This is a genomic window from Stella humosa, from assembly GCF_006738645.1.
In the GTDB taxonomy this organism is placed as follows: domain Bacteria; phylum Pseudomonadota; class Alphaproteobacteria; order ATCC43930; family Allostellaceae; genus Allostella; species Allostella humosa.
In genome coordinates this window covers 1,554,478-1,564,776 of sequence record NZ_AP019700.1, presented here as the reverse complement: position 1 = coordinate 1,564,776, position 10,299 = coordinate 1,554,478, and the positions used below count along the sequence as shown (strand labels likewise).

Below are 10,299 nucleotides of genomic sequence, written 5' to 3'. Positions count from 1 at the left end.
TGCTGCAATCCTCCAGCGGATGCGATAGACGTCAGTTGCGACAGAAAGGCTAATGATCGATGGACTTCCGGGATCGGACGGTGATGGTGACCGGTGCCGCCGGCGCCCTGGGCCGGGCGGTGGCGGAAGCCTTCGCCGGCCAGGGTGCGGCACTGATCCTGGTCGACCTGCATGCCGAGGGCCTGGCCAAGGCGTTCGGCCAGGCCCACCGGCAAGTCGCCGTCGACATCACCGATGCCGCCCGCGTCGTCGACATCGTCGGCCAGGCGGCGGCCGGCGGCGTCGACGTGCTGTGCAACATCGCCGGCGGCTTCGCCATGGGGCCGGCAGTGCACGAGACCGAGCCCGCCATGTGGGACGACATGCTGGGGCGCAACGCCGTCAGCGTCCTCAACATGGCGCGCGCGGTCGTGCCCGCAATGAAGGCGCAAGGGCACGGCAAGATCGTCAACGTGGCGGCGATGGCCGCCCTGAAGGCAGCGCCGGCCATGGCCGCCTACTCCATCGCCAAGACCGCCGTGCTGCGCCTGACCGAGGCGATGGCGGGCGAGTTGCGCGACAGCGGCATCAACGTCAACTGCGTGATGCCCAGCATCATCGACACCCCGGCCAACCGCGCCGACATGCCCAAGGCCGACCCCGCGCGCTGGGTTTCGCGCGAGGCGCTGGCCGACGTCATCCTGTTCCTGGCATCCGATCGGGCACGCGCGATCCACGGGGCGGGCATCCCGGTGGTCGGCCTCAGTTGAGCGGAACCGCCCGGGCCGGCAGCACGCCGGCAGATCCCTGCCATGCGGGGATCGTTCTGGTCAGGCGGGCGGTTTTTCGCTAACTCCGGGCTACGTTTCCCCCGGCGTTCAGGAGCCACCCCCCATGGAGATCCGCGACGGATTCACCGGCACGATCGGCCGGACCCCCCTCATCAAGCTGCGCCGCGCCTCCGAGGAGACCGGCTGCACCATCCTCGGCAAGGCGGAGTTCCTCAATCCCGGCGGATCGGTGAAGGATCGGGCGGCCCTGTCGATCATCCGCGATGCCGAACGGCGCGGCCTGCTGCGGCCGGGCGGCGTCATCGTCGAGGGCACGGCCGGCAATACCGGCATCGGGCTGGCCCTGGTCGCCAATGCGCTGGGCTATCGCACCGTCATCGTCATGCCCGAGACGCAGAGCCAGGAAAAGAAGGACATGCTGCGCCTGTGCGGGGCAGACCTGCGCCTGGTGCCGGCGGTGCCCTACTCCAACCCCGACAACTACATCAAGCAGTCCGGCCGCCTGGCCGAGGCGATGGCGAAGACGGAGCCCAACGGCGCGGTCTGGGCCAACCAGTTCGACAATGTCGCCAACCGCCAGGCCCATATCGACACGACCGGGCCGGAGATCTGGGAACAGACCGACGGCAAGGTCGACGCCTTCACCTGCTCGGTCGGCAGCGGCGGCACGCTCGTCGGCACCGGCATGGCGCTGAAGGCGCGCAACAAGGACGTGAAGATCGTCCTGGCCGACCCGATGGGGGCCGCGCTCTACAACTTCTATGCCCATGGCGAGCTGAAGTCCGAGGGCGGGTCCATCACCGAGGGCATCGGCCAGGGCCGCATCACCAAGAACCTGGAGGACGCCTCGATCGACGACCAGTTCCAGGTGACCGACGAGGAGGCCCTGCCGATCATCTTCAACCTGATCCGCGAGGAAGGGTTGGTCCTGGGCGGGTCGAGCGGCATCAATGTCGGCGGCGCCATCAAGCTGGCGCGCAAGCTGGGGCCGGGCCACACCATCGTCACCATACTGTGCGACGGCGGCGCGCGCTACCAGTCCAAGCTGTTCAACCCCGCCTTCCTGCGGGAGAAGAACCTGCCCGTTCCCTCCTGGATGGCGTGAGGCGGCGATGACCGAGCAGTTGTTCCGCGACGACGCCTACCTGCGCGAGTGCGCGGCCACCGTGATCGCCGCCGACGAGCGCGGCATCACGCTCGACCGCACCGTCTTCTACCCGACCGGCGGCGGCCAGCCGGGCGACACCGGCACCATCCGCCTGGCCGACGGCGGCGAGATCGCCATCGTCGACACGGTGAAGGCGCCGACGCCCGACGGCATCCTGCATATCCCCGCCCCCGGCAGCACCTTGCCGGCCGCCGGCAGCGCCGTGGTCGCGGCCATCGACTGGGAGCGGCGCCACCGCCACATGCGCATGCACACCTGCATGCACCTGGTCTGCGCCATCGTGCCGGGTGCCGTTACCGGCGGCCAGGTGGGCGCCGATCGCAGCCGGCTGGATTTCGACATTCCCGGCGAGGCGCTGGACAAGGCCGTGCTGACCGAGAAGCTGAACGCGCTGGTGGCGGCCGACCACCCGGTCGCCTCGACCTGGATCACCGACGCCGAGATGGCCGAGCGGCCCGAGCTGGTGCGCACCATGTCGGTGAAGCCACCCTCGGGCCAGGGCCGGGTGCGGCTGCTCGACATTGCCGGCGTCGACCTGCAGCCCTGCGGCGGCACGCATGTGCAGCGCACGGGCGAGATCGGTCGGGTCGAGATCGCCAAGATCGAGAACAAGGGCCGGCAGAACCGGCGCGTCGTCATCGCCTTTGCCTGATCCCAAGGAAGCCCCCATGAGCTATGCCAATCCCGACGCCCTGGTTTCCACCCAGTGGCTGGCCGAGCATCTGAACGACCCCGGCGTGCGGGTGGTCGACGGCACCTATTTCCTGCCCAACCTGAAGCGCGACGCGCTGGCCGAGTACCAGGCCAAGCACATCCCGGGCGCGGTCTTCTTCGACGTCGACGGCGTGTCGGACCATAATTCGCCCCTGCCGCACATGCTGCCCGATGCGGACGCCTTCGCGCGTGCCATGGGCGAGCGCGGCATCGCCAACGGCGACCATGTGGTGGTCTATGATGCCAGCGGACTGGTGAGTGCGCCCAGGGTGTGGTGGACCTTCCGCATCTTCGGCCATGCCCGCGTGTCGGTGCTGGATGGCGGCCTGCCGAAGTGGGAGGCCGAGGGCCGGTCGGTGGAGGCCGGCAGGGTGATGCTGCCCGCCACCACCTACCAGGCGTCGTTCGACCCGGCGCGGCTGCGCCACAAGGCGCAGGTGCGGGCCAACATCGACGCCGCGGCCGAGCAGGTGGTCGATGCCCGCGCGGCCGAGCGCTGGCGCGGCGAGGCGGCCGAGGTATGGCCGGGCCGCCGCCAGGGCCGCATCCCGGACAGCCTGAACGTGCCCTACCCCGACCTGCTGGACCCCAAGACCAAGACCTACCTGCCGGCCGACCGGCTGCGCGCAGCCTTCCTGGCGGCCGGCGTCGACCTCGACCGGCCGGTGGTGACGAGTTGCGGCTCGGGCATCACGGCGGCGATCCTCTATCTCGGCCTGCACTTGCTGGGTAAGAAGGACCTGGCCCTCTATGACGGCTCGTGGGCCGAATGGGGCCTGCCGGGCGACACCCCCGTCGCGACCGGCCCCGCCAAGGGCTAGGCCGGCCGGCGCCGGCATGGCCGTGGACGACCATACCGGCGCGATCGACCTGGCGGAGCCAGCGGAACTGGGCGAGCGCCATCGCTGGCTTCCGTTCCTGCCGGCGGCGACGGCCAGCGCCGCGCCGCCGCTGTTGCTGGATGATGCCGACCTGCTGCCCGACAACGCAGCCGCATTGCATGGCGCGGCGCCGGAAGCGGTGCCGGCGCTCGGCTGCCATGTGCTGAAGGATGTCCTGGTCGGCGGCGCCGGGCACATGGCCATGGACGGCCGCATCGTCGTCGGCCGCAGCATCACCGGCCATTGGCGCAACCAGTTGCTGCGCGGCGAGATGTTCGATTCTCCGCTCAGCACGAAGCTCCCCGAGCGGCGGCTGGCCGGTGCTGCGATCCTGATCGGCGGGCCCGGCTTCACCAGCTACGGCCACCTGCTGCTCGACATCCTGCCCCGGCTCTGGATCCTGCGGGGGGCGATCCGGACCATTCCCGCCGACGTGCCGATCCTGCTGCCGAGCTTCGTGCGGGGCTTCGCCCGGCAGATGCTGCGCACGCTGGGCATCCACCAGGACCGGGTGCATCGCTACAGCGTCGCGACCGAGACCTTGCGGGTGGAAACCCTGCTGGTGCCGACGCTGGCTCATGGCGACTTCTGGTTCCATCCGGCGGCGGCCGGGTTCTATGCCTCATTGGCGGACCGGATCGGGGACCGGGAGCCGGTGCCGAGGCGGGTCTTCATTTCGCGGGCCGGCGTCGATTCCGGGCGCGGGCGCCTGCTGGCCGACGACAGCGACCTTATCGCGGCGCTGGAGCCGCTGGGCTTCGTCGCGATCCGCCCCGAGACCCTGCCCTGGCCGCGACAGGTGGCGATCTTCGCTGGCGCCGAGGTGATCGCGGGCGTCCATGGCTCGGCCCTGAAGAGCACCGTCTTCTCGCGCCGGGGCACCGGCATCGTGAACATCGACCTGCTGAACGATACGCAAAGCCGCATCGCCGGCTTGCGCGGCCACCGCCTGGCCTATCTGCGGAGCGAACCGGCGGACGACGGCGACCTGCGCCGCGTCGACCCGCGCAAGCTCGTGCGCTGTGCGGAGGCCGCCATCGCCGCCACCGCGGCCCAGCCGCCCGGCGGTCGATGACCTTGCCAGGCTCCCCCCTCGTCGCGGACATCGCCCTGTGGCGCGCCGAGCAGGCCCATCGCAGCGGCTTCGCCGTCGCCCGGCGCCCGCTGACCCAGGTCGCGCGATGGACGCTCGGCGACGACGCCCTGGCGCACGACACGGGTGGCTTCTTTCGGGTGCTGGGCATCGAGACCCGGGCGCGGGACGATGCCGGCGGCCCCGACATGGTCGAGCGGCAGCCCTTCATCGACCAGCCGGAGATCGGCATCCTGGGCTTCCTGTCGCGCCGGAAGGCGGGTGGCCGTGAACTGCTGGTGCAGGCCAAGACCGAGCCCGGCAACATCGGGGCCGTGCAGCTTGCCCCCACCTTCCAATGCACGCCCAGCAACTACGAGCGGCGCCATGCGGGCACAGTGGCACCCTACCTGGATCTGTTCCGGGACGCAGACGCCGGGGCCATCGTGGCCGATGCCCGCCAGAGCGAGCAGGGCTCGCGCTTCCTCGGCAAGCGCAACCGCAACATGCTGGTGGAGGTGACGCAGGCGCAGGCGCCCGAGCCGGCGGACGCCGCCTGGCGCTGGCTGCCCGCGGCCGACGTGCTGCGCCTGCTGGCCTGGGACAACGTGCTGAACACCGATGCCCGGTCGGTCCTGGTTTCCGCGCCCTGGGACCGGCTGGCTGATGGCCCCGCCTTTGCTGGCTGGCGCGGCCGGGGCGGCTTCGGCGAGGCGGTGGCGCAATCCCATGCGGCCGCCGACGATGCCGGCGAAGAGACATCGGCCCGGCTGGCCGCATGGCTGGCCCGCCACCGCGCGGCGCGGCAGCACCTGCACGCGCGCCTGCCCCTGGCCGCCATCCCCGGATGGCGGCTGGCCGAGGCCGGGCTGGTGCCGGACATCGCGGCCGAACGGCCAGGCGGCTTCGCCGTGCATGGGTTCGACGTGCGGGCGCGCGACCGCGAGGTGCCGGAATGGCAGCAGCCGCTGGTGGAAAGCACCGGCGAGGGCACGGTCACCCTGCTTTGCCAGCGGCGGCGCGGCATCCTGCACCTGCTGCTGCGGGCGATCGGCGAGGCCGGCCTCGCCAACCGGGTCGAGGTGACGGCCAGCCTGCAGGTGGCACCGGGCGCCGCCATGCCGGCCCCCTGGCGCACCCTCCATGCCGCGGCGGAGGATGGCCGGGCCGCTGTCCGCCTTGCCTGCCGCCAGTCGGAGGAAGGCGGTCGCTTCTTCCAGGACAGCAACCTCTACCGCGTGGTCGAACTGCCGGAGGACATGGCCGTGCCGATGGCCGACGACCTGCGCTGGGCCACCGTGCGCCAGTTCGAGAGCCTGTGCCGCACCCCCGGCACCGTCACCAACGAGGGGCGGAGTGCCGCCAGCCTACTGCTGTCGCTGGCCGGCGGGCCGGCATAGGTCCGGCCCGCCGGCTGGGCGTCAGGCGAACAGGACGAGGTCGGCGATCACCGGCTGGACCTGCGCCAAGGCCAGGCCGTCCAGTTCGACCCAGTGGTCTGCCGACAGGATCAGCAGCGCATCGCCATCGGCCGAGGCCCCCAGGGTGTAGGCTTGTCCTTCGGCCAGGACGATGCGGTCGATCGCCAGGTCGAAGTCGGCGACGACGTCGTAGCCGGCGCCCTCGATGACCGGAATCGAGTCACCCTCCTCCACCGCGTAGATGGTGGTCGTGCCGCTGATCTCGTTGGCGACGACAACCAGCGGCTTGCCGTTCGGGCTGTCGGCGGCGGCGATGAACTGCGTGACCTCCGGCCCGAGGTCGCCTGCCGAGGCGCTCTCGACGTCCTGCGAGAAGTCCCGGTTGTTGGTGTACTCGACGAAGGCCGGCTTGGTCGGGTCGGTCACGTCGTAGACCATGACCCCGCCCATCCGCTCCAGGCCGATGAAGGCGTAGGTACGGTCGCCGATCGTGCCGATCGAGATCGCCTCCGGCTCCGGGCCCTTGGCATCGCTGCGATCGTCGAGCGCGTTGCTCGTGTTGCCGGCATTGAAGTTGCCGGGATAGGCGGCGGCAATGATCCGCTCGAACTGGTCGCCGCTGTCGAAGACCAGCTTGCCGTCGGCATCGAAGATCGAGAAGCTGCGCCCACCGAAGGCGACGATCTCGTCCAGGTCCCCATCCCCGTCGGTGTCGCCGTCGATCAGCGACACGGTGAGGCGGCCGAGATTCTCGTTCTTCAGCAACTCGGCCGCATTGGGGAAGGCGGTGGGGTCGAGCTTCAGGCTGCCCAGCCGGACCTCGTCGCTGCCGTCGCTGCGGGCGTCGCCCTCGTTGGCGGTCACGATGTAGGTCTGGCCGCCGGCCGAGAAGCTGGCGATGGCATCCGGCTCGTAGAGGCCGAAGACCGGGTGGTTGACGATATTGATGCCCGCGTCGCGATCCGAGGCATCGAAGCCGTTGCCGGGCAGGCTGTAGTCCTTGCGGCCGAGCGGCAGGATCTCCTCGATCGCCTTGGTGGCCAGGTTCACGACCGCGAAGGCGCTCGCCTCCTGGATCGAGACGTAGGCGCGCGTGCCGTCCGGCGTCACCGTGATGTATTCGGGCTCCAGGTCGAGCGCCAGGGACTTGCCCGACGTGACCCGCAACCCATCGGCGACCAAGGCTTCCCGCTGGCCCTCGAAGGCCGAGAAGCCGAGCGTGACCGTCGTGGCAGCGGCCACCCCGGCCGACAGGTCGATGATGCTGATGGTGCCCGGCGGGTCGATCTGGTCGGGCCCCGGATCGCCCACCCGCTCGCCCTCGTTGGCAACCAGCACCATGCGGCCGTCCGGCGTGAAGGTCAGCATGTCGGGCAGCACGCCCACCGCCTGCTGGCCCAGCAGGTTGCCCGCGGTGTCGAAGAACACCACGGTCCCGGCCGCGGCGCCGTCGTCGTTGGCGACGGCCGCCGCGACGATGCCGTTCTTCACCGCCACGCTGTTGACGCCGCCGCCGAACGCGTCGAGCGCCACGCTCTTGAAGAGGATCGGGTTCTCCGGATCGGCGATGTCGAGCACGTCCAGGGTGTTGGCCTGGGCGTTGGTGACGAACAGCCGCTTGCTGGCCGGATCGAAGGCCAGCGTCTCGGCCGCCCCCTCCTCGAAGCCGCCATGGTCGTAGGTGGCGATCGGCTGCAGCGCGATCTGCTGCGTGCCGGCCGGCGCCAGCGGCAGGAAGAGGAAGCGGTCGGCCCCCTCGCCGCCGATCAGCAGGTCGTCGCCACGGTCGCCCGACAGGGTGTCGGCGCCGGCACCGCCGTCCAGCGTGTCCTCGTCCTGGCCACCATGCAGGCGGTCGGCCCCGGCCCCGCCGCGCACGGTGTCGGCACCGCGGTTGCCGTTGAGGAACAGGTCGTCGCCCTCGCCACCCTCGACCAGGTCGTTGCCGGCACCGGCCAGGGCAAAGTCCGCCCCGGCACCGCCCAGCAGCCGGTCGCTGCCCTGGCCGCCGAACAGCAGGTCCGCGCCATCCAGCCCTTCCAGCGTGTCATCACCCTGGCCACCGCTCAGCGTGTCGGCGGCACCGCTGCCGACCAGATTGTCCGCTCCGGCCGTGCCGGCCATGTCGTAGGGGCCGTCGAGTACGCCATCCTCGCGGAAGGCCAGGTTCTGGATGCGCTCGTCCTGCTCGGGGCCGGTATCGGCGACGTCGTAAGGGGTCTCGGCGTAGCGCGCGGCGACATAGTCGGCCATCGCGTCCTGCTCGCTGCTGGAGGCAGCGAAGGTGGCGGCACCCGGATCGATGGCAGCCGCCAGGTCGAGCCGGCCGTTGCGGTTCAGATCCTCGCCGGCATCGAGCACGCCGTCCCTGTCGGCATCCTCCGAGGCGAGGTCGACCCGGTCGGCGAAGGCCGGGTCGGCATCCAGGAATGTCTTGAAGGGATAGCCGTCGCCGCCATCGGCCATGAAGTTGAGGGTGATGATGCGGACCCCCGCCGCGGCATCGCCGACCAGCGCGCCGTCGCGCACCAGCACGTCGGTCACATGGCCGTCCGCGTCGGTCAGGGCTGCCGACAGGATGCGGTCGCCGGCCGGGCGCGTCGCGTCAAAGCTGTAGGACACGCCGCCGACCTGGGCGAACTGGCCCGGCGTGGCGCCCGGCGCCGTGCCGGCCACCGCATGCTCCAGCACCTGGACGAGCTGCGCGCGGGTCACCGTCAGCAACGTCAGGCCATTGTTGAAGCGCAGCGCGTTCTCGATGTCGAGGCGGGAGATGTCGCCTTCGGCCTTGTCGGCCAACGGGTTGGCCGCAGGTGGCAGCTCCGTGGTCTGGCCCAACCCCACCTGCTCCACCACGCCGATCGGCTCGCGGATGCCGCCGCCGTTCTTGATGCTGACGACCACCGTCGGATCGAGCTCGCGGCCGCGGGCCAGGTTGGCGTCGGCCGACAGGTCCCCAAGGTTGGTCTCCTCCGTGCGGACCTCGGCGCGCTTGCCGTCCAGGAATACGTCGGTGCGGCCAAAGATCAGCCCGTCCTTGGCCACGATCACGCCCTCGGCCGCGTCGACCAGGGTCTGCACCATTCCGCCCTTGGTGCCGGCGGCATAAGCGGCGTCGGCGTCGCCCCACAGCGCCTCCACGTTCTCGTCGGTGGCGGCGATGGCCCCACTGACCGCCGGATCGACGCTGCCCGGCAGCAGGCGACCCTGCTCGTCGAACTCCACCACCAGCCGGCCGACATATTCGTATCCGCCATCGGTGTTGACGATCAGCAGCGGGTCGCCGTCGGCGTTCGTGGTGACGATCGGATAGGGCCCCTCGGCGGTATCGCCGGGCTGGAGGCCGGCCGCCACGTCCTGGTCGTCGGCCAGCAGCGTGTTGGAGCCGCCCGCGATAATGATGTCGACGCCCTTCAGCAGCGGCGCCAGGGCCTGTTCCAGGCCGATCTGCTGGAGGTGCGACAGCAGCACGATCTTGTCGATGCCGCGGGCGATCAGGGCGTCGATCGTCGGCTGGATGACGGCGGCCAGCGCCTGCATGTCCTGGGTTCCGGCGCCCGGCCCGATCACCGTCGTGTCGCCGGTGGACGAGATGCGCTCCAACTCCGGTGTGGTCGCGCCGACGATGCCGATCCGCTCGCCATTGACCGTGATGATCGTGGCCGGCGCGATCTTGCGACCGTCCGTGGCACCGTTCAGGTCGGCCAGGCTGGCATCGAAATCCGACGCGTCGCGGATCTCGCTCGTGAAGATGGGCGCGAGGTTGGCGTCCTCGGAGAAATCCAGGTTGGCGCTGAGATAGGGGAAGTCGACGCCGAGCCAGCGCACATTCTGCGGCAGGGCGCCGCGCACGTCCTGGCCGATCGCCTCCCGCAGCGGATTGGTGCCGAGGTCGAACTCGTGGTTGCCCAGGGCCGAGGCCTGGATGCCGATCGTGTTCAGGATCGCGACATCGAGCCGTGCCCCGCCTTCGCGCAGGTCGGCGAAGGACTCCGCGATGCCGTCGCCGTTGCGGTCGACCGGCAGGCCATAGAGCTGGTTGTAGACCGCCTGCAACTCGTCGCGCACGGAGGGGTCGCTGCCGGCCGAAAGGAACGGCCCGGGGATGAAATTGTCGCCCGAGGACAGGATCAGCGTGTTGTCATGGGTCTCGTCGAGGGCATCGACGATGGCCGCGAACTGGGGCGCCGTCGAGAGCGCGTCGACACCGGCCTCGAAATCCGAGGCATGGAGAATCTGCAAGGTATAGTTGGCCAATGTCGCCCCCGGCGAT

7 protein-coding genes are annotated in these 10,299 nt (G+C 70.5%); 6 read left to right on the top strand and 1 reads right to left on the bottom strand.

Annotated features, from left to right (window positions below):
- Positions 1–59 precede the first annotated feature (59 nt).
- The 6 genes from STVA_RS07310 (at position 60) to STVA_RS07285 (ending at position 6,005) form a co-directional block, all read left to right on the top strand.
- The gene (locus STVA_RS07310) at positions 60–749 is read left to right on the top strand and encodes an SDR family NAD(P)-dependent oxidoreductase (protein WP_123689264.1); all 690 of its coding nucleotides are present in this window, start codon (positions 60–62) and stop codon (positions 747–749) included.
- A 124-nt stretch (positions 750–873) separates the two neighbouring features.
- The gene (locus STVA_RS07305) at positions 874–1,875 is read left to right on the top strand and encodes a cysteine synthase A (protein WP_123689265.1); all 1,002 of its coding nucleotides are present in this window, start codon (positions 874–876) and stop codon (positions 1,873–1,875) included.
- 7 nt (positions 1,876–1,882) lie between these two features.
- Complete coding sequence (locus STVA_RS07300; RefSeq protein ID WP_123689266.1) at positions 1,883–2,590, top strand: alanyl-tRNA editing protein; 708 nt, start codon at positions 1,883–1,885, stop codon at positions 2,588–2,590.
- A gap of 16 nt (positions 2,591–2,606) precedes the next feature.
- Positions 2,607–3,473, top strand: coding sequence for a 3-mercaptopyruvate sulfurtransferase (gene sseA / locus STVA_RS07295; RefSeq protein ID WP_123689267.1), 867 nt, complete (start codon positions 2,607–2,609; stop codon positions 3,471–3,473).
- A 16-nt stretch (positions 3,474–3,489) separates the two neighbouring features.
- On the top strand, positions 3,490–4,608 hold the full coding sequence (locus STVA_RS07290; RefSeq protein WP_170216410.1) for a glycosyltransferase family 61 protein: 1,119 nt from the start codon (positions 3,490–3,492) through the stop codon (positions 4,606–4,608).
- A gap of 2 nt (positions 4,609–4,610) precedes the next feature.
- Positions 4,611–6,005, top strand: a complete 1,395-nt coding sequence (locus STVA_RS07285) for an NDP-hexose 2,3-dehydratase family protein (protein ID WP_170216411.1) — start codon at positions 4,611–4,613, stop codon at positions 6,003–6,005.
- A 21-nt stretch (positions 6,006–6,026) separates the two neighbouring features.
- Here STVA_RS07285 and STVA_RS07280 read toward each other — a convergent pair whose 3' ends face one another.
- The gene (locus STVA_RS07280) at positions 6,027–10,283 is read right to left on the bottom strand and encodes a choice-of-anchor I family protein (RefSeq protein ID WP_123689270.1); all 4,257 of its coding nucleotides are present in this window, start codon (positions 10,281–10,283) and stop codon (positions 6,027–6,029) included.
- Between the last annotated feature and the right edge of the window lie 16 nt (positions 10,284–10,299).